This is a genomic window from Joostella sp. CR20 (assembly GCF_038433465.1).
GTDB lineage: Bacteria > Bacteroidota > Bacteroidia > Flavobacteriales > Flavobacteriaceae > Galbibacter.
The window spans coordinates 198297-216688 of the sequence record NZ_JAESVF010000001.1 but is presented as its reverse complement, the minus strand read 5'-3'; the positions used below and the strand labels follow the sequence as shown (position 1 = coordinate 216688).

Sequence of the window (18392 nt, the reverse complement as noted above, 5' to 3'; positions counted from 1 at the left end):
TTATTTTGTTCCTTTCTCTAAGTATTTATCGATATAACGTTGGTCTAGCGCAGCAGAATCTTTATATTTTATACGTAAGTTTTCGAGTTTTATTTTAAGCTCGGCTACAATATTTTGGTACGCTGGGTCATTGTAAACATTGTTTAATTCTTTTGGATCTTTAATTCTGTCGTAAAGTTCCCATTCATCTATATCGTAATAAAAGTGTATAAGTTTGTAGGCTTGCGTTACAATGCCGTAATGTCTTTTCACCATGTGCACCGATGGGTATTCGTAATAGTGGTAGTAAGCAGCCTCACGCGTCCATTTACTATTTTCACCTTTTAGAAGTGGCAACATACTTTCGCCTTGCATATCTTTTGGAATTTTAATACCAGCAGCATCTAAAAAAGTAGGAGCAAAGTCTAAATTTTGAACCATATTATTGTTTTCAGTTCCTGGTTTAATAACTCCTGGCCAACTTATCATCAGTGGAGTTTTAAACGATTCGTCGTAGATAAACCTTTTGTCAAACCAACCGTGTTCACCCAAATAAAAACCTTGATCGGAAGTGTAAACAATAATTGTATTTTCAGTAAGGTTATTGGCTTCTAAATAATCTAGTAACCGGCCAACATTATCGTCTACAGAAGAGATGGTTCCTAAATAATCTTGCATATAGCGTTGGTACTTCCACTTCATTTTTTCTTCATCTGTCATATTTTGCCAATGCTGTTTGAAATCAGCGTTGATAGCATCAATAGTTGGGTCATATAGTGCTTTTTGTTCGGTATTCATTCGGCTATAAGGATAGGTGAAACCACCAGGTACATTTTCGATTTCGGGCAGTACATTCCCCATTTCGGCTAATGTTTCTGGACGTATTTTACTATCGTGCCCGTAACGTAAATGGTAAAGTAAATTCATTTCTGCAGTTTTTGCTGCTGTCCCTCGATTTTCATAATCGTCAAAAAGTGTTTCAGGTTCAGGGAAAGTTTTTTTAGAAAATTCAGCAAACTTTTCAGGACTTGGCCACCATGGTCTGTGTGGAGCTTTATGTAAATACATCAGCATAAAAGGCTTTTCTTTATCACGTTTTTTATCCAACCAATTTACAGTGTAATCGGTAATAATATCGGTCACATAGCCCGTAATGGTAGTGTCTCCTTTTTTGGTGATGAAATCTGGATTGATATAGCTGCCTTGTCCAGGAAGAATTGCAAAATCGTCCACTCCTTTTGGGTTGTTTCCGAAGTGTAGCTTGCCGAACATGGCAGTTTGATAACCTGCTTTTTGAAATATTTGCGGAAACGTAACATTGGTTGTATCGAAAGGAAAATGATTGTCGACTTTTCCGTTGATATGGCTATGTTTTCCTGTTAAAATAACCGCCCGTGAAGGTGCGCAAATAGAATTGGTAACCGAAGCATTTTTAAACAGCATTCCGTTTTTAGCAATTCGGTCGATATTGGGAGTTTCGATAAGTTTGTTTGAATAAGCGCTAATTGCTTGGTAAGCGTGGTCGTCGGACATTATAAAAATAATATTCGGACGTTTTTGTTGGATTGCTGAAGGATTTTTTGTTGCTTCATTTTTACATGAAAAAAACATTAAAATACACGTACAGCATAGGAGATTTTTTAAAAACATGGTGTTTATTGAATGATTAAAGCAACAAGATATGAAAACTAAAATAATTCGAATACTTGTGAAGTTAAAAGTTATTTTGTGTATTTTTAGAGTGAGTTAAAGTTTTGTATATGACAAAGAAAGATTTACTTACCCTAATTATTGTAATAATAACTTCATTTATGATAGCGTTTTTAATTTTTTCAGATTGGGAGCATTTTAAAAATGGACTTTTTGGTTAGTACATAAGTGTGCATAATTGATCCTTATAAATTTTAAATGTTATGCTCGAGAAGGATTACTTAATTAGATATTTGAATGCTTTATTTGAAGCTTTACAAAAACTTAAAAATAATGTAGAAACTTCTACATCATCAGGTGATGAAGAATTGAAATATGCATATGCGCTTCTTGGAGGAGATTTTGATTTTTTTAAAGAGATGACATTAGAAGATGTTATTAAATTTTTTGAAAGAAAAAATGGAGAGCATCTAGAGTCAATACACACCTTGTCTAGAATTTTGTATTATGACGCTTTGGAACAAAATGAAGAAGATTTAAAATTACAAATCTTATTAAAGTCTAAAGAATTAAATGATTTTTATAGCCAACACACAGATGCTTTTAATTTTGTTGATGTTGGTTTTGGAAATAAAGTTAATGTTGCAATAGCGGAATTCAAAAATACAGAATAAAAAAAGCCGACTTCTGTAAAAGTCGGCTTACGAATAATTTATGTGAAAGGAAATCTATTCTAAAATCCCATCAACAATTCCGTATGTTAAAGATTCTTGGGCATCCATCCAATAATCACGGTTAAAATCTTTCATGATTTTGTCGAAAGGTTGTCCGCAGTTATCAGCCAAAATTTGTGCGCCAATTTCTTTAGTTTTAATAATTTCTTTTGCCTGAATTTCAATATTCGAAGCTTGCCCTCTAGCACCACCACTAGGCTGATGAATCATCACGCGGGCGTAGGGATAAACAAAACGTCTTCCTTTTTCTCCAGCTGAAAGTAAAATAGACCCCATAGAAGCCGCCAAACCAGTACAAATAGTTGAAACCGGACTTTTTAACGATTTCATCGTGTCGTGAATAGCAAAACCAGAAGTAACATAACCTCCAGGGCTGTTAATAATCAGTTTAATTTCTTCATTGCTAATTGCGTCTAAATACAATAATCTATCAATAACATGTTTCGCCGATTTATCATCAACTTGCCCCCAAAGAAACACTTTTCTTTCTTCTAAAAGAGCGGCATCTATTTTATCTTGAATTTTATTACTAGCCATAATTTTATTGTTTATAGTTCAAATATACTTATTTCGATTTACTCACCAAGTGAGATTTATATGTGTTATTTTGTTAATACAGTCTCAGTTCAAATTAAAATGAAGCATCTTAATTGTATAACTGATAGGTGTCAATGATATTAAATATTTTTTCATTTTTGTCTTGACACAAAAACGAAACAAAAAAGTCAAGACTGATTAAAAAAGTATCAGAAAATCTACGGAACCATCCTCCACAGATAAAAAGAACTCACTTCGTTCAAACAGCTTTTTATCTTTTATCCTTTTCTGCTTCCTTGATTTTCAAAACTTTTTCAATAGGTCAGTTTTAGGTTTCATATTAAAAATATCTTTTTCAAGTTAAGATAATTCTTTTTTGTTTTCTGAATTTTCTTTGGAACTCCAAGGGTATAATTCCTGATTTATAAATTTCTTCGGAAAAGTATCTTCATCATCAAACCCTAATTCAATGTCTCTACCGCTGTACGGAATGTAATTGGTTTTAAAAAGATAATCCCATACACTGAGTGTAATTCCGAAGTTAACCCCATATTTGTTTGGCATTTCTTTACTATGATGCCAAATGTGCATTTTAGGATTGTTCAAGATGTATTTAAAAGGACCATAATCCCAACCAATATTAGCATGATTAAGGTGCCCAATGGTAATATTAAAAAAATGAACAATAGCAACTGCTTCAATCTCAAAGCCACCAATAATAGCAATAGGGATGTACAATATCGATTTGTACACAACGGGCTCCATCCAGTGGTAGCGAAAGTGTGCTGCAAACCCCATTTCTTTTACTGAATGATGTGTTTTATGAAAGTTCCAAAGGAATGGCACACGGTGCAATAAAATATGTGTTCCCCACTGAATAAAATCGGCTACAACAAAAAAGATGAATAACCCCACATACCAAGGAAGTTGCGATGCATCAAAAAGTTGAAAGCTTGAAAGTGAAAGTCCAAATACACTTAATAAATCGTTGAAAATTGTTGCTGCTGTATTAGAAAGTGCAATGAGCGCAATTAAATTCAGCAAGAAAAAATTAAAGAATAGATAAAAGGTATCTAGCCAAAAATCTTTTCGAAATATTTTCTGATTTTTTCGCCACGGAAATAAAATTTCAAGTCCCCAAACGGTTAAAGAAATAATAAGTAGCCCATAAAAATAATTCTCCCAATGGAAATTGGTGATTTCGTAGACGAGGTAATTAAAATACCCTGAATACGAATTTTTTATGATGTCTAAATATTTTTCCAATTCTACTTATTTATTTTTCATGCGATTTCTGACTGTTCGACTCCTGTATAGACCTACAAGGTTTCAAAAACCTTGTAGGTCTAAATCCTAGACAACGTAAAATGTCGTAATTTATTCGTTATGTGATTTCTCACTGCGTTCGAAATGACTTTTCGCGTAACAAACTACTTTTTCAAACAGCTTTTGTTTTTTCTGTGATAGTTTATTTATCTTAACAATTAACCACTTCAACAATTAAACAATTCAATAGGATGTGATTTCTCGCTGCGTTCGAAATGACTTTTCGAATAACAAACTACTTTGTATAAACAGCTTTTGTTTTTTCTATGACAGTTTATTTATTTTAACAATTAACCGCTTCAACAATTAAACAATTTAATAGCGTGTGATTTCTCACTTTGTTCGAAATGACTTTCAGTACAACTATAATTCCTTATTTTTTAGCAGCATCCGCCACCGTCGTAATGCCACGTAGATTCAGAAATAAAAATATCACTTCTATTTAAATTTTTCAAGGCATTCGCAGTTTTGTCACATACAGCTAAAGGTTGGTTTTGCAGTAACACATGTCCGTTTTTATCGTCAAAATAATCTTCTTCTCCGAAATAAATAGCAGCTTTTCCTGTAAAAACACAAGGTCCGTCTTTTGGCATTGGGTCTTTTATGGCTGCTACTTCAATCGATTCAATATAAATTAACTCGTTTGTGTTATAATGCACAGGGTCCAAAATTCGGTATGGTTTGCGGGCTCTAATTTCGATAGTTCCAAAACCTGCGTCGGTAAGCATTTTTACATATTCCTTTATCGGAAGGCTTCCACTTAGGCAAAGTGCTCTCAGTTTATCGTCGTTTCGAAGCTCGTCGCTCATTGGTTGTTCACAAGTAGGGTCGCTCATTACAAGGCGACCGTGTGGCTTCAATACGCGATACATTTCAGAAATAGCCTTTTTTAATTCTTCAGTTTTAAAAATATTAAAGAGACAATTTTGCGCAGCTACATCGATGCTGTTATCTTCCACAGGAAGGTGTAATGCGTCGCCTTTTTTTAAATCGACAAAATTGCTTTGGAACCAACTGTTTTGCGTTTCGGCTTCTTTGAAATTTTTACGAGAAGCTTCCAACATTTCATCTACAACATCAACTCCAATAACACCATTTTCTTGACGAGAAAAATAGGCAAATTGCAAAAGTTCCATCCCGCCACCAACACCAACATAAAGTATTTTAGGGTTGTTTACCAAATCTCGAGGATGCACAGTGCTTCCGCAACCGTAGTTCATTTCTTGCATTATTTTCGGGATTTTAAGCCCTGGCAATTCCCAAATAGGATTGGTGGTGCAACACAAACCAACATCTGGGGTGAGCGCTGCATCTTTGTACACGTTTTTGGTAGTTTCTAGGTAACTCATATGGTTTTGATAAGTTCTTTAAATAGCGTAATCATTTTTGGCTCGGCTTCACCAGCAATTCTTATGATTTCTTGGATGTCTACAGGCTCTAAATTATCTGGGTCTCCTTCATCTGTAATTACCGAAATTGCTGCTACAGGTAAATTTAAATGGTTAGCAACGATAACTTCAGGAACGGTACTCATTCCAACAGCATCGGCACCGATAAGTTTTAAGTAACGATATTCTGCTTTTGTTTCGAGTTGAGGTCCAACCACTGAAACATAAACTCCTTTTTGAAGTGGAATATTTTTTTGGTCTGCAACCTCAGTAATCGTTTTTCGCATTTCTAAATCGTACGGCTCGCTCATATCTACAAAACGCTCACCAAATTGACCAACATCTTTAAACGCAAGTGGAGAACCTCCTTGAAGGTTGATATGGTCTTCAATAAGCATTAAGTCACCTTTTTTAAGATCTAAATTGATAGAGCCCGCAGCGTTAGAAATAAGTAATTTTTTTATGCCGAGTTCTCTCATCGCGCGGATAGGGTAGGTAACATCCACTAAATCGTAACCTTCGTATAAATGAAAACGACCTTGCATTACGACTACTTTTTTTCCTTCGATTTCACCATAAATAAGCTTTCCTGAATGAAACTCAACTGTTGCCAGTGGAAAAAAGGGAATATGGTTGTAATGTGCTACAATTGGATTCTTTATTTCGTCTACTAATTTTCCTAATCCAGTACCTAAAACAATACCTACTTCAGGGTTCTCAAATCCCTTACTTTTTAGGTATTCGGCGGTTTCTTGTAATTCTTTTTTAGTCATAATTTTTTATTTTAAAAATTTTTGAAACGCAGGATGTGTTTTAATATCTTCGAATACATCTACATCGTTTAGAGGGGTTAACAAAGCTACGTCAAGGTTTTTTAAATTCTCTAAAGTATCTCTTAAAACCGTATCTGTTCCCCAATTTTTTTGCTGAAAAATTTCGGGATCTACCTTTTTAAGTCCGAGTAAGTAATAGCCTCCATCTTCGGCAGGGCCAATTACTACATCGTGTTTTTCGAGTTTTGAAAAAGCTTTTTCTATATGTTTTTCGGTAAGGTCGTACAAATCGCTCCCGATGATGATAACATTGCATGCTCCCGATGCAAAACTTTCTTCGAAGGCGTGTTGCATCCGTTCGCCTAAGTCGTTCCCTTGCTGTAATTTTTTTTCAAAATGGGCAGGATTCCAATTGTCGTCCGCAGTAATATTTTCAGAATAATATACTACTTTTTTAGCGCTACTTTTTTGAGTGACATTTGCGGTATGCGTCAAAAGAAATTTATAAATCGAGAGTGCTTTTTCATCTCCTATTGTTTTTGCGAGTCTTGTTTTTACCTTACCCAGTTCTGGGTTTCGTGTAAAAATGAGTAAAACATTTGTGTTGTTCATTCATCAAAAATTAAGCAACGGTTCCTTGGCAACTACTTCCTGCACCAGCAGTGCAACCGTAGCAATGTTGTGATACTACAATGTCTCTGTGAGTTAATTCTTGTTCGTTATATTGGCTAATGTGTTTTGCCTTGCTGTTGACTTTTAGATTGAGCATTTGGTTGAAATCACAGTCGTAAAGCCAACCGTCCCAACTTACCGAAATGGTGTTGGTACACATTACATTTGCTACTGCGGAAGGGTTAAAAGCTTCGACCAAACTGTACATATAATCTTCGTAGTTTTCGGATGCAATGAGGTATTCCAAAAAGCGAGAAATTGGAAGATTGGTAATAGCAAATAAATGGTGAAACTGAATGCCAAAATCATTCAACAATGCCTTTTTAAAGTCTTTCTCCATGGCTGCTTGGTCGGATGGAAGGAAAGCCCCCGAAGGATTGTAAACAAGGTCTAGTTTTAAATCGCTATCGGGCATACCGTAGCCCACAGCATTTAACTTTTTAAGGGCTTCGATAGACTTGCTAAAAACACCATCGCCACGTTGTTTATCGGTTTTACCTTGTGTCCAATGTGGCATAGACGACACTACATGAACATTGTGTTTTTTAAAAAATTCGGGTAAATCGTGGTATTTTTTATTTGCTTCAATGATAGTGAGGTTACTACGTACAATAAAATCTTTGATACCAACTTTTGAAGCCTCCTCAACAAACCATCTAAAATTCGGATTCATTTCTGGGGCTCCACCAGTAAGGTCGAGCGTGTGCGCTCCGGTAGTTTTTATAACATCCAAACACTGTTGCATAGTTTCTCGCGTCATAATTTCCTTTCGGTCTGGACCAGCGTCAACATGGCAATGCGAGCATACTTGGTTACACATATAGCCAACATTTATTTGTAAAATTTCAAGGGGTTTGGATTTTAATTGTGGCAATCCGCTTTGCGAAAGTTTACTTTTAAAGGTTGGGAGTTCTCCATTGGCAAAAATCCCGTTGGAGAGTATTTCTAATTGTTTGTTGGTTTGCGCAAGTTCATTTGCACGTTTGTGTAACGACTGTATGGCCATAAATTAATTATTTTCACGCTTATTTTTTCATATTCAAAGCAATAGTGTTTTGTTCGAAAAATTAAGGTTTACTTACATAGAAAGTTTTTCGTACTTGTTCATCATTTGTACGCCGTGTACCAATGTAGCACCACTTTCGATAGCAGCGCCAGCATGTACAGCTTCCATCATTTCTTCTTTTGTAATGCCTCGTTGTAAACCGTCTTTTGTGTAAGCATCTATACAATAAGGGCATTTTAAAACATGTGCTACTGCCAAAGCGATAAGCGATTTTTCTCTGGCGGTGAGCGCTCCTTCTTCGAAAACCTTTCCGTAGTAATCAAAAAATTTAGTACCTAGTTCTTCACTCCATTCCGTAATCTTTGAGAACTTTTTTAAATCTGCTGGGTTGTAATATGTTTTTTCCATTTTTGTTAAAGTTTATACTGTATTATTATGTTTTATGTGATAATTGACGTTTTTGTAGTTATTTCTTACAGAAAAAATTTTTATATCGTAATTTAGTTGCATCGAGCAAATGAGTAGAGCAATTTTAAATGCTCGCTTAATAAGTAAAAGTATAAGAAATAAATAGAACGATTACATGAAAAAAGGATTTTTAATCGATATGGACGGTGTTATCTACGGAAACGACACATTAATTCCTGGAGCAGATAAGTTTATAAAAACCTTGCAAAAAGAAGGAATTCCGTTTTTGTTTATGACCAATAACAGCCAACGTACACCTCTCGATACGGTAAACAAAGTGGCTCGAATGGGTATCAAAATAAAAGAAGAAAATGTGTACACAAGTGCTATGGCAACTGCCTATTTTTTATCTTTTATGAATCCAACTGGAACGGCTTATGTTTTGGGTGAAGGTGGTTTGATTACCAGTTTGCATCAACATGGCTATACTTTGGTAAATCAAAATCCAGATTTTGTAGTTGTAGGAGAAGGAAGAAATTTTACTTTAGAAATGGTAAACAATGCGGTAGATATGATTCTTTCTGGAGCAAAACTTATTGCTACGAACTTAGACCCGTCGCCTATGAAAAAGGGATGGTCTAACTTAGGAATCAAAGCTATTGTTGCCATGATAGAAGAAGCAACTGGAAAGAAAGCTTTTTCAGTAGGAAAGCCGAGCCCTGTAATGATGCGTTCTGCAAGAAAATATTTAGGTTTGGAAGCTAGAGAAACCATTATTATTGGCGATACTATGGATACCGATATTCTTGGTGGCGTGCAATTGGGATACACCACAATTTTAACACTTTCGGGAGTTTCGAAAGAAGCAGACTTGGTTAATTATGCCTTCAAACCAGACATGATTATCAATTCACTAGCCGAATTAGACTTGGAAAAAGCCTTGGCGCTTCAGTAAAAATTCCATTTTTTGCGATTTCAAAGCTGTTAAATTGAGTTTATACATGCTGTAAGTTGTATGTTTTTGCTTACCTTGACGTAATGTTTTCCGAAGAAAATTAAAACGAATGAATGTATTACTTTTTGGTATCACAAGAGAGATTGTTGGGAGCGATACTTTGTATATTGCTACGGATGAAAAAATACAGACGGTAGCGCAGTTGAAAAGTTTTTTAGCTGAAAAATATCCGCAGTTAAACAAGCTTTCTTCTTTGGCAATTGCTGTAAATAGCAAGTATGCAAAACCAGAAGATAAAATTACGATAGACGACGAAATTGCGTTAATTCCGCCTGTGAGTGGAGGTTAACAACTGTTTTTATGCTGATAGACAACCATCATAGAGTTATAAATTATTTGAGATTGGCGGTAACCGACCGTTGCAATTTGCGTTGCAATTATTGTATGCCCGAGGAGGGAATCGATTTTGCAAAGCGCACCGATTTGTTTTCTATGGTAGAGTTATGCCGTTTGAGTAGAATTATGGTTGCGCAAGGAATTTCTAAAATACGATTAACGGGAGGAGAGCCTTTTGTGCGAAAAGATATCATGACGTTAATTCGGCATTTAGCCATATTAGAAGGATTGGAAGATATTTCGGTAACTACAAACGCAACCCTTATCGGGCCGTTTATTCCTGAGTTAAAAGCACTCGGCGTTAAAAATATCAATGTGAGTTTGGATGCAATTCATAAAGATACTTTTGAAAAAATTACAAGACGAAATCAGTATGAAACAGTTTACAATAATCTTATACAATTAATTGCTGAAGGGTTTAATGTTCGGATAAATTGTATTGTGCTTGATGGGCAAAATGTACAAGAAATACTTCCGTTACTCGAGTTTACCAAACATTATGAAGTTTCGGTTCGCTTTTTAGAAGAAATGCCTTTTAATGGCGGAACAAAAAGTTTTCAAACCATTCAATGGAACTACAAAGCCATTTACAATTACATTGCAGAGCATTATCAAAATATTGAAAAATTAAATTCCGAAGCAACTTCGACTTCTATTAACTATAAAATTGAAGGATATAAAGGAACTTTTGGATTGATTCCTTCTTTTTCACGTACGTTTTGTGGAAGTTGTAACCGCTTGCGAATTTCTGCAACGGGCGATGTAATAACCTGTTTGTACGGAAAACCACGAATGAATATCAGAACTTTATTGCGAACAGCACAAACAGAAACAGAAATACAACAACATATTCAAGCAGTTATCGGAACGCGCTCTAAAACTGGTTTTGAAGAGCAAGAAAAATACAAAGGTGTTTTTAATAATTCGATGACTTCTATTGGAGGGTAAGCTTAAGTTAGAAGTACGATTTTAGGATTGAAAGATTTAAAGATTGAATGATTGAAGACTAGAAGTAGATGATGTAATGCTGTCAAACCGAGCGGAGTCGAGGTTTTGCAGAGTCGCTTCGAGCATAGCGAGAAGTCACATTTTTTAGTAAAAGAGATTTAAAGATTAAATAATTGAAAGATTTAAGGATTTAAAACTAGAAGTAGATGATGTAATGCTGTCAAACCGAGCGGAGTCGAGGTTTTGCAGAGTCACTTCGAGCACAGCGAGAAGTCTCATTACTAACTTCTCTATACTAGCTACTTAATAAAAAAACGAATGAGTAAATTATCACATATAGATGAAAACGGAGAAGCTTCCATGGTCGATGTGTCTGCAAAGGCAGTAACCGAGCGTGTGGCAATAGCTTCAGGAGATGTTATTTTTCCGACGGAAGTTTTTTCAGTATTAAAAGAAAGTCAGTTTTCAAATAAAAAAGGAAGTGTCATCCATACGGCAGTAATTGCTGGAATTCAAGCAGTCAAAAAAACAGCCGATTTGATTCCGCTGTGCCATCAATTGGCGCTTTCAAAAATAAGTATCGATATTCAGCCAAAAGAAAACAGTTTACAAATTAAGTGTACGGTAAAATGTACCGAACGAACTGGGGTTGAGATGGAGGCGCTAACAGGAGTTTCGGTAAGCGCTTTAACCATTTACGATATGTGTAAAGCCTTATCGCACGATATAAAAATTAGCAATATTCAGTTAGAAAATAAGTCGGGAGGAAAAAGTGATTTTAGCAGATAAATTATACGGTTTAGTTTTGGCAGGCGGACAAAGTTTGCGAATGGGAATCGATAAGGGTTTGCTAGCATATCATGAGCTTCCACAGCGAGAATATGTGTTTAAAATGTTGTTGGAAATTTGCGATTCGGCATATATTAGTATTCGGGAAAATCAGCAAAAAGAGTTTACTACAACCTCCAGTTTAATTGTTGATGAAGATACTTACAAAGGACCTATAAACGGAATTTTAAGTGCACATCATTACAATAAAAACGTAGCGTGGTTGGTTGTTGCGTGCGATTTACCTTTGTTAAATGTTTCAACGCTTGCATATTTAAAAAGTAAGCGGAATAAAGAAAAAGTAGCAACGGTATTTCTTTCCGAAGAAAAAAATATCGAACCACTTTGTGCTATTTGGGAGCCACATGGTTTGGAAAAAGTGAAGACTTTTATTGCTGAAAACAATACCTATTCGCCAAGTAAATTTCTGCAAAATGAAGATGTAGAAAAAGTTTTGCTGCCAAATTGTGAAGATTTATGGAATGTAAATGAGCAAAGTGAAGTTGTCGTAGCAAGACAGAAAATTAAAGAAAGAGAGTAAATTGAATACAAAAAGATACATACGCCAAACGATATTGAAAAGTTTTGGAGCTGAAGCTCAGCAAAAACTGAAAACAGCAAAGGTGCTTGTGGTTGGTGCAGGTGGTTTGGGTGTGCCCGTTTTGCAATATTTAAATGCCATGGGAGTTGGCGTACTCGGAATTGTAGAGAACGACACCATAGATTTATCCAACTTACAGCGTCAAGTTTTGTACAGCGAAGCTGAGGTTGGCTTACCAAAATTGGAAGTTGCAAGACAGAAGTTAGTCGCTCAAAATTCGGAGACAGTACTGCACACGTATGCAACATTTTTAACACCAGGAAATGCACTAGAAATTATCGAGAAATACGACCTTGTAGTTGATGCAACAGACAATTTCCCGACACGCTATTTAATAAACGATGCTTGTGTGATGCTACAAAAACCTTTTGTTTACGGTGCTTTGCATGAGTTTGAAGGGCAGGTGAGTGTGTTTAATTACAAAGGCGGACCAACGTATAGATGTTTATTTCCCACAATGCCAGGCAAAGGAGAAATGCCCGATTGTAATGAAAATGGAGTATTGGGAGTGATACCTGGAATTATCGGGAATTTACAAGCTTTGGAAGCAGTAAAAGTACTCACAGGAATTGGAAAACCGCTTGCTGGAACCTTGCTTATTTTTGACGGGTTGTCTCAACAATATCAAAAAATAAACTTTGAGGCAGTTAAAGAAAATCTAAAAAGAACAGCTTTAGAAACTAGTTATGAAACTATTTCTTGCGATACAGATTTTAGTATTTCTGCGGATGTATTTTCGAGTTTACTTCAGCAAAAGAACATACAAATTATCGATGTGCGTACGCCTTTAGAATTTTCAGATTTTCATTTTGAAGAAGCAAAAAACATTCCTTTACAAGAACTCACAACCAGAATTTCGGAAATCGATAGTTCGCAACCAGTGTATTTAGTTTGTCAGTCGGGCGTTCGTAGTACAAAGGCGTATCATCAATTAAAAGATACAATAAACACCACTTTTTACGAGTTGGAAGGTGGTATAAATAATTACTTAAAATATGCAGTTAGCCATTGAGTCGCTTGGTGTTTTAGCGCTTAGTTTTTTTATCATCGCATTGTTATATTCGTCGGTAGGTTTTGGTGGCGGAAGTAGCTATTTGGCGTTATTGACCTTGTTTTTTGCAAGCTTTTTTGTCATCCGTTCGGTGGCGTTGGTTTGTAATTTGGTGGTCGTTTCTGGAAGTACGTATTTGTATTATAAAAACGGACATTTCGATGTGAAAAAGTTTATTCCGTTTGTTGCGACAAGTATTCCGTTAGCATTTATTGGAGCGTCTTTTCGGCTTAAAGAATATGTGTTTTTTATCATTTTAGGAGTCGCTTTAATGATTTCTGCTATTCTTTTAGTCACACAAAGTTTAAAAGAACAAAAGCAAAAAACTCGACTCACCCCAAAAAAATATCCTATTTGGGTTACTTATTTGTTAGGCGCAAGTATCGGGTTTTTATCGGGTTTGGTAGGTATTGGAGGAGGTATTTTTCTGGCACCAATTTTAAATCATATGCGATGGGATTCGTCTATTAAAATTGCCGCTTTGGCAAGTTTCTTTATTTTGGTGAATTCGATTTCTGGCGTTACAGGTTTAGTTTCCAATCAAATGTTTGAGTTTCCGTGGAAAGAAGGATTGGTGCTTTTATTGGCTGTTTTTATTGGCGGACAAATAGGAATTCGTATCAGTTTAAATAAATTAAGCGGAAAAAGTATAAAGTTGCTTACCGCTTTACTAGTTTTTATTGTTGGGTTTCGAGTGCTTTTAAAAAACGGACTCGGAATCTCAATATTTTAATTTTAGAAATTGATGAATGTTTAAATGAATACAATGATAGCATTTGAAGAAGCATATAAAAAAGTATTGGAGCATACGCTTTCCTTCGGAAATGAAACCGTGCTTTTTACCAAAAGTTTAGGTCGTGTTTTAGCTGAAGATATTTATGCTGACAGAGATTTTCCGCCTTTCGACAGAGCTACTAAAGACGGAATTGCGATAAATTCGGAAGGGCTGTCGCAAACAAATTCATTTAAAATTGAAGGAATTGTGTCGGCAGGAACTCCGCAAGCAGTTTTACAAGAAAAAAGTAATTGTGTAGAAATCATGACGGGTGCTGTGCTTCCAAAAAATGCAGATACCGTAGTGATGTATGAGGAGATTGTTGTGGAAAATGGCATTGCAAAAATCACGAACACTGCCAAAAAAGGACAAAACATTCATTATAAAGGAAGCGACGTTAAAAAAGGTGCGGTGGTTGTGAAAAAAGACACTTTGATTACGGCTTCTGAAGTTGGGATTTTAGCAGCTGTAGGAAAAGTTGAGGTACTCGTAAAGAAGTTGCCAAAAGTAACTTTGATTTCTACAGGGGACGAATTGGTGGCGCCACACGAAACACCAGCACCACACCAAATTCGAAATTCAAATATGCATTCGTTGCATGCGCTTTTGCTGAATGAACAAATTCATCCGCAACATGTACATTTAAACGATAATTTAGAAGAAATTGAAAGTTCGCTTAAAGATTTGCTCCATACCAACGATGTATTAATTCTTAGTGGTGGCGTTTCTAAAGGGAAGTTTGATTTTATTCCGCAGGCTTTTGAAAATTTGGAAGTAGAAAAAGTGTTTCATCGGGTGAAACAACGTCCTGGAAAACCTTTTTGGTTTGGCGTTCATCACGAAACCAAAACCACTATTTTTTCATTTCCTGGAAATCCAGTTTCAACTTTTGTGAGTTATCATCTGTATTTTAAAAATTGGTTACAACAGTCTTTAAATATTTCAGCAAAAAAAGAACATGTAAAACTGGGAGAAGCATTTTCCAATACCACTTCGTTAACACTATTTGTACGTGTGAAAGTTGAAAATATCGATGGGGAATTAATAGCGTTTCCTGTAAAAGAGAACGGCTCTGGAGATTTAATGAGTTTAGCATTTACAGATGGATTTGTGATAATTGCTCCAACAAAAGAAACATTTCAAAAAGGCGAAACAGTACCATTTATAGCAACAAGATAATGACGCACGAGTTTAAACAAATTGTAGAAAGCCATATAAAAGCAACCCAAAAAGGACAAAAAACTGTTTTGGCTACGGTGGTTGCCCTCGATGGCTCGTCGTACAGAAAACCAGGCGTTCGGATGTTAATTCGAGAAGATGGAAAAATGACGGGCGCCGTAAGTGGTGGATGTGTAGAGAAGGAAGTATTACGGCAAAGTGAAACCGTGTTTAAAACGCAAATTCCAAAAGTGATGACCTACGATGGTCGCTACCGATTGGGTTGCGAAGGAATTTTACATATTTTAATTGAACCACTGCAACTTAGCGCGAATTTTATCAAATCTTTTGAGCAAACAATTGCCGAGAGAGTGGTTTTTTCGATTACTTCTGCGTTTAAAAAAGAGGTTGTGGAAGATGCGTCTTTTGGTTCGCAAGTAGCATTTTTGGATGGCACTAGTTTTTCTTTAGCTGAAAATAAAAAAGTAACAACTTCTACGGAAGTAGAAACCTTTACACAGCAATTAAAACCCTCTTTAAAATTAATTCTAATTGGTGCCGAACACGATGCCGTACAATTATGTGCACTAGCTTCTTTGAATGGTTGGGAGGTTGTGATTGTTGCTCCTGAAGACGATCCAAAAACATTGACGAATTTTCCAGGTGCCAAGCAATTAGAAAATGTTAGTCCGTATACGTTTAACCCAGAACTTATCGATAAAGAAACAGCGGTAGTATTAATGACGCATAGCTTCTCAAAAGACTTACAGTTTTTATTGAAAATAGCACATTTACCATTAAAATATCTTGGAATTTTGGGCCCAGCCCGTCGTCGGGAAAAGTTGTTTCAGCAGTTGTTAGAGTACATGCCAACCTTAGACGATGCTTTTTTTGAACGTGTGTTTGCACCCGCAGGAATTCATATCGGTGCTGAAACTCCACAGGAAATTGCAGTTTCGATTATTGCTGAAATTCTTGCGGTAGAACATGGTGCTGAGGTGATGCATTTAAAAAATAAAGAAGGACGAATACACGCAGATGAATAATATTGCAATTTTAATATTGAGCGCTGGCGCATCTTCAAGAATGGGAACTCCCAAGCAACTTTTACCTTGGGGAGATTTAACCTTGTTGGAGCATGCTATTGCCACGGCAAACGCTTCTACTTCCGTAGAGACTTTTGTAGTTTTAGGAGCGCATGCCGATGAAATTCAGCAACAAATTGCAATAAATGCTACGGTGCTTTTTCATAAAAATTGGAAATTGGGAATTGGGAGTTCTCTTGCTTTTGGAATCTCTCAATTAGCAAACAAAAGTTTTGATGCGGTGTTGATAATGCTTGCCGACCAACCTTTTGTTTCTACTGAATACATAAACGAATTGTTGTTGTGTTTTCAAACTTCAGCAGAAAAAATAATTGCGTCAAAGTTTCATGAAAATATAGGCGTTCCAGCTGTTTTTTCTTCGGAATATTTTAATGATTTAAAAAATTTAAAAGGAGATGTTGGGGCTAAAAAAATAATAAAATCTAACCTTGAAGATGTTAAAACAGTTGATGGAAACGCTGTTGTTATGGACGTAGATACGGTAGAAATGTATAAAAAAGCCTATAAATTGAAGTTTGATGATTACAGATAATTAATATAGGTTGCATTCTTTACAATTAAATTATTATATCTTTGCTTTTGAAATTCTTCCCCTCGAGAAACCTATCTAACTTAAAAAAATAACTTTTTATGAAATCTAGATTTAAATTTGGTTTCATGGTAGCGTTTTTATTAATGGCTACTGTGGTAACGGCGCAAGATCAAACATTATCTCAAGAAGATGAACTTGCAAAGAAACTTCAAAACCCTGTAGCGGATTTAATTAGTTTGCCATTTCAGTTTAATTTTGACTTTGGTGTTGGTCCTGCAGACGGGAGTAAAATGACATTAAACATTCAGCCAGTAATTCCTGTTAGTATCAGCGATGATTGGAATTTAATTACAAGAACGATTATTCCTGTAATATCTCAAAATGACATTGCTGGAAATTCTGGAAGTCAGTTTGGTTTGGGAGATGTTGTGGCTACTGGTTTTTTCTCGCCAAAAGCACCTACCGCTAGTGGAATTATCTGGGGGGTTGGACCTGCAGTTTTAATTCCAACTTCAACACATGAGTTGTTGGGAGTAGGAGAGTTTGGAGCTGGTCCGTCGGCAGTTGCACTTACTCAAAAAGGATCATTAACCGTTGGTGCTTTAGTAAACCATATTTGGGCAGACAACTTCAGTAATACTTTTATAAATCCATTTATATCTCAAAATTTCACAGGTGGATATGCAATTGTATTGAATACTGAAATGAATGTTAATTGGGAGAATGATAACAATCCTTATGGAGGGGTGTTGATGATTCAAGGTTCTAAAGTTTTTAATATAGGAACGCAACCATGCTCATTTGTTGTTGGGCCACGTATTCACTACGGAGGGGCAAGAACAGCCGATTGGGGAATTAAAGCCCAGTTAACATTAATGTTCCCTAAAGGGTAATTGATTTATTACACATGAAGATTTTTAATAAATCTACCAATGCTATAATTTTAGGAGGAATTTTCTTCTTAATTCCGCTGTTGTTATTCATAGTGTTAATTACACATGCAATACAATTGGCAATGCCGTTAGGGCGTAAATTGGTAGAAGTTTTTCATATTCATTCGGTATTTGGGGCCGCAACGGTAACAATTTTTACGATAGCAATTTTAGTTTTTATTTGCTATTTAAGTGGTTATTTGGTTCAAAAAGGATTAGTGAACGATTGGGGACAAAAAGTAGAAGACAAGCTGTTTTTGTTCTTTCCGAGTTTACAAATTTTAAAATATCGTTTGTTGGGCGATAAGCCAGTGCAAGAAAGCGATGATAATTGGAAATCGATTCTTTTAAAAGAAGATAATTTTTACCGAATAGCGTTTATAACAAGCTTCGAAAAAGGTTTTTATAGCATTTTTGTACCCGATGCACCACGTATGGATGCTGGAGAAATTCGTTTTATTGCTGAAACAGAAATAACGTTTATCCCGATTTCAATGAAAGATGCCATGAACTCATTAAACAGTTTTGGTCGCGATGGGGCGCTAGAAAAATACATGGTAAAATAGGGTTTAAGAACTAACATTCATCATAGATGAAATTATAATTAAGAAGGGCAAGTAACGTATGTTTTTGCCTT

At 35.8% G+C, this 18392-nt stretch carries 21 protein-coding genes; 13 read left to right on the top strand and 8 right to left on the bottom strand.

What is annotated here, in order from left to right:
- On the bottom strand, positions 1–1629 hold the full coding sequence (locus tag JMA43_RS01040) for a sulfatase family protein (protein ID WP_342154047.1): 1629 nt from the start codon (positions 1627–1629) through the stop codon (positions 1–3).
- 263 nt (positions 1630–1892) lie between these two features.
- Here JMA43_RS01040 and JMA43_RS01035 point away from each other — a divergent pair, with 263 nt between their 5' ends.
- Positions 1893–2303, top strand: a complete 411-nt coding sequence (locus JMA43_RS01035) for a hypothetical protein (RefSeq protein ID WP_342154045.1) — start codon at positions 1893–1895, stop codon at positions 2301–2303.
- 54 nt (positions 2304–2357) lie between these two features.
- Here the strand turns inward: JMA43_RS01035 and JMA43_RS01030 are convergent, their stop codons facing one another.
- The 7 genes from JMA43_RS01030 to JMA43_RS01000 all read right to left on the bottom strand — a co-directional run bounded on the left by JMA43_RS01030 (position 2358) and on the right by JMA43_RS01000 (position 8473).
- A complete protein-coding gene (locus JMA43_RS01030) occupies positions 2358–2900 on the bottom strand; it encodes a ClpP family protease (protein WP_342154043.1) in 543 nt (180 codons plus the stop codon).
- Between the two features lie 360 nt (positions 2901–3260).
- Positions 3261–4166, bottom strand: a complete 906-nt coding sequence (locus JMA43_RS01025) for a sterol desaturase family protein (protein ID WP_342154041.1) — start codon at positions 4164–4166, stop codon at positions 3261–3263.
- 440 nt (positions 4167–4606) lie between these two features.
- Entirely contained in the window at positions 4607–5575 is a 969-nt protein-coding gene (arsM, locus tag JMA43_RS01020) for an arsenosugar biosynthesis arsenite methyltransferase ArsM (RefSeq protein ID WP_342154039.1), read from the bottom strand.
- Positions 5572–6387 carry a purine-nucleoside phosphorylase gene (locus JMA43_RS01015; RefSeq protein WP_342154037.1) on the bottom strand — a complete coding sequence of 272 codons (816 nt, stop codon included), beginning with the start codon at positions 6385–6387 and terminating at the stop codon, positions 5572–5574. Before JMA43_RS01015 ends, arsM begins: the two co-directional genes overlap by 4 nt.
- Positions 6388–6393: 6 nt before the next feature.
- On the bottom strand, positions 6394–6999 hold the full coding sequence (locus tag JMA43_RS01010) for a TIGR04282 family arsenosugar biosynthesis glycosyltransferase (protein ID WP_342154035.1): 606 nt from the start codon (positions 6997–6999) through the stop codon (positions 6394–6396).
- A 10-nt stretch (positions 7000–7009) separates the two neighbouring features.
- Positions 7010–8065, bottom strand: a complete 1056-nt coding sequence (arsS, locus tag JMA43_RS01005) for an arsenosugar biosynthesis radical SAM (seleno)protein ArsS (RefSeq protein WP_342154033.1) — start codon at positions 8063–8065, stop codon at positions 7010–7012.
- Between the two features lie 72 nt (positions 8066–8137).
- Entirely contained in the window at positions 8138–8473 is a 336-nt protein-coding gene (locus tag JMA43_RS01000) for an arsenosugar biosynthesis-associated peroxidase-like protein (RefSeq protein ID WP_342154031.1), read from the bottom strand.
- Positions 8474–8648: 175 nt separating this feature from the next.
- Here JMA43_RS01000 and JMA43_RS00995 point away from each other — a divergent pair, with 175 nt between their 5' ends.
- From JMA43_RS00995 to JMA43_RS00940, 12 genes are all read left to right on the top strand, one after another.
- Positions 8649–9428: an HAD-IIA family hydrolase gene (locus JMA43_RS00995; RefSeq protein WP_342154030.1), complete on the top strand. Its 780-nt coding sequence runs from the start codon at positions 8649–8651 to the stop codon at positions 9426–9428.
- A 109-nt stretch (positions 9429–9537) separates the two neighbouring features.
- Positions 9538–9777, top strand: coding sequence for a molybdopterin converting factor subunit 1 (gene moaD, locus JMA43_RS00990; protein ID WP_342154028.1), 240 nt, complete (start codon positions 9538–9540; stop codon positions 9775–9777).
- A gap of 11 nt (positions 9778–9788) precedes the next feature.
- Positions 9789–10772, top strand: coding sequence for a GTP 3',8-cyclase MoaA (gene moaA / locus JMA43_RS00985; RefSeq protein WP_342154026.1), 984 nt, complete (start codon positions 9789–9791; stop codon positions 10770–10772).
- Positions 10773–11090: 318 nt separating this feature from the next.
- Positions 11091–11561, top strand: a complete 471-nt coding sequence (moaC, locus tag JMA43_RS00980) for a cyclic pyranopterin monophosphate synthase MoaC (protein WP_342154024.1) — start codon at positions 11091–11093, stop codon at positions 11559–11561.
- Entirely contained in the window at positions 11545–12141 is a 597-nt protein-coding gene (locus JMA43_RS00975; RefSeq protein WP_342154022.1) for an NTP transferase domain-containing protein, read from the top strand. Before moaC ends, JMA43_RS00975 begins: the two co-directional genes overlap by 17 nt.
- 1 nt (position 12142) lies before the next feature.
- Positions 12143–13213, top strand: coding sequence for a HesA/MoeB/ThiF family protein (locus JMA43_RS00970; RefSeq protein WP_342154020.1), 1071 nt, complete (start codon positions 12143–12145; stop codon positions 13211–13213).
- Positions 13197–13985 (top strand): sulfite exporter TauE/SafE family protein, encoded by a 789-nt coding sequence (locus tag JMA43_RS00965; RefSeq protein WP_342154018.1) that lies wholly within the window; start codon positions 13197–13199, stop codon positions 13983–13985. The genes JMA43_RS00970 and JMA43_RS00965 overlap by 17 nt, the downstream gene beginning before the upstream one ends.
- A gap of 33 nt (positions 13986–14018) precedes the next feature.
- The gene (locus JMA43_RS00960; protein ID WP_342154016.1) at positions 14019–15206 is read left to right on the top strand and encodes a molybdopterin molybdotransferase MoeA; all 1188 of its coding nucleotides are present in this window, start codon (positions 14019–14021) and stop codon (positions 15204–15206) included.
- Positions 15206–16231, top strand: a complete 1026-nt coding sequence (locus tag JMA43_RS00955; RefSeq protein WP_342154014.1) for an XdhC family protein — start codon at positions 15206–15208, stop codon at positions 16229–16231. The genes JMA43_RS00960 and JMA43_RS00955 overlap by 1 nt, the downstream gene beginning before the upstream one ends.
- A complete protein-coding gene (locus tag JMA43_RS00950) occupies positions 16224–16823 on the top strand; it encodes a nucleotidyltransferase family protein (RefSeq protein ID WP_342154012.1) in 600 nt (199 codons plus the stop codon). The genes JMA43_RS00955 and JMA43_RS00950 overlap by 8 nt, the downstream gene beginning before the upstream one ends.
- A gap of 98 nt (positions 16824–16921) precedes the next feature.
- On the top strand, positions 16922–17716 hold the full coding sequence (locus tag JMA43_RS00945) for a hypothetical protein (RefSeq protein ID WP_342154010.1): 795 nt from the start codon (positions 16922–16924) through the stop codon (positions 17714–17716).
- 14 nt (positions 17717–17730) lie between these two features.
- A complete protein-coding gene (locus JMA43_RS00940) occupies positions 17731–18321 on the top strand; it encodes a hypothetical protein (protein WP_342154008.1) in 591 nt (196 codons plus the stop codon).
- Positions 18322–18392: the final 71 nt, after the last annotated feature.

Bases quoted from the DNA above. Each gene is read 5' to 3' on its own strand.
- JMA43_RS01015 (WP_342154037.1), bottom strand. From the start codon at position 6,387: ATGACTAAAAAAGAATTACAAGAAACCGCCGAATACCTAAAAAGTAAG.
- arsM (WP_342154039.1), bottom strand. From the start codon at position 5,575: ATGAGTTACCTAGAAACTACCAAAAACGTGTACAAAGATGCAGCGCTC.
- JMA43_RS01010 (WP_342154035.1), bottom strand. From the start codon at position 6,999: ATGAACAACACAAATGTTTTACTCATTTTTACACGAAACCCAGAACTG.
- JMA43_RS01040 (WP_342154047.1), bottom strand. From the start codon at position 1,629: ATGTTTTTAAAAAATCTCCTATGCTGTACGTGTATTTTAATGTTTTTT.
- arsS (WP_342154033.1), bottom strand. From the start codon at position 8,065: ATGGCCATACAGTCGTTACACAAACGTGCAAATGAACTTGCGCAAACC.
- JMA43_RS00965 (WP_342154018.1), top strand. From the start codon at position 13,197: ATGCAGTTAGCCATTGAGTCGCTTGGTGTTTTAGCGCTTAGTTTTTTT.
- JMA43_RS00960 (WP_342154016.1), top strand. From the start codon at position 14,019: ATGATAGCATTTGAAGAAGCATATAAAAAAGTATTGGAGCATACGCTT.
- JMA43_RS01000 (WP_342154031.1), bottom strand. From the start codon at position 8,473: ATGGAAAAAACATATTACAACCCAGCAGATTTAAAAAAGTTCTCAAAG.
- JMA43_RS00945 (WP_342154010.1), top strand. From the start codon at position 16,922: ATGAAATCTAGATTTAAATTTGGTTTCATGGTAGCGTTTTTATTAATG.
- JMA43_RS00955 (WP_342154014.1), top strand. From the start codon at position 15,206: ATGACGCACGAGTTTAAACAAATTGTAGAAAGCCATATAAAAGCAACC.
- JMA43_RS01035 (WP_342154045.1), top strand. From the start codon at position 1,893: ATGCTCGAGAAGGATTACTTAATTAGATATTTGAATGCTTTATTTGAA.
- JMA43_RS01030 (WP_342154043.1), bottom strand. From the start codon at position 2,900: ATGGCTAGTAATAAAATTCAAGATAAAATAGATGCCGCTCTTTTAGAA.
- JMA43_RS00940 (WP_342154008.1), top strand. From the start codon at position 17,731: ATGAAGATTTTTAATAAATCTACCAATGCTATAATTTTAGGAGGAATT.
- JMA43_RS00995 (WP_342154030.1), top strand. From the start codon at position 8,649: ATGAAAAAAGGATTTTTAATCGATATGGACGGTGTTATCTACGGAAAC.
- JMA43_RS00950 (WP_342154012.1), top strand. From the start codon at position 16,224: ATGAATAATATTGCAATTTTAATATTGAGCGCTGGCGCATCTTCAAGA.
- moaD (WP_342154028.1), top strand. From the start codon at position 9,538: ATGAATGTATTACTTTTTGGTATCACAAGAGAGATTGTTGGGAGCGAT.
- moaC (WP_342154024.1), top strand. From the start codon at position 11,091: ATGAGTAAATTATCACATATAGATGAAAACGGAGAAGCTTCCATGGTC.
- moaA (WP_342154026.1), top strand. From the start codon at position 9,789: ATGCTGATAGACAACCATCATAGAGTTATAAATTATTTGAGATTGGCG.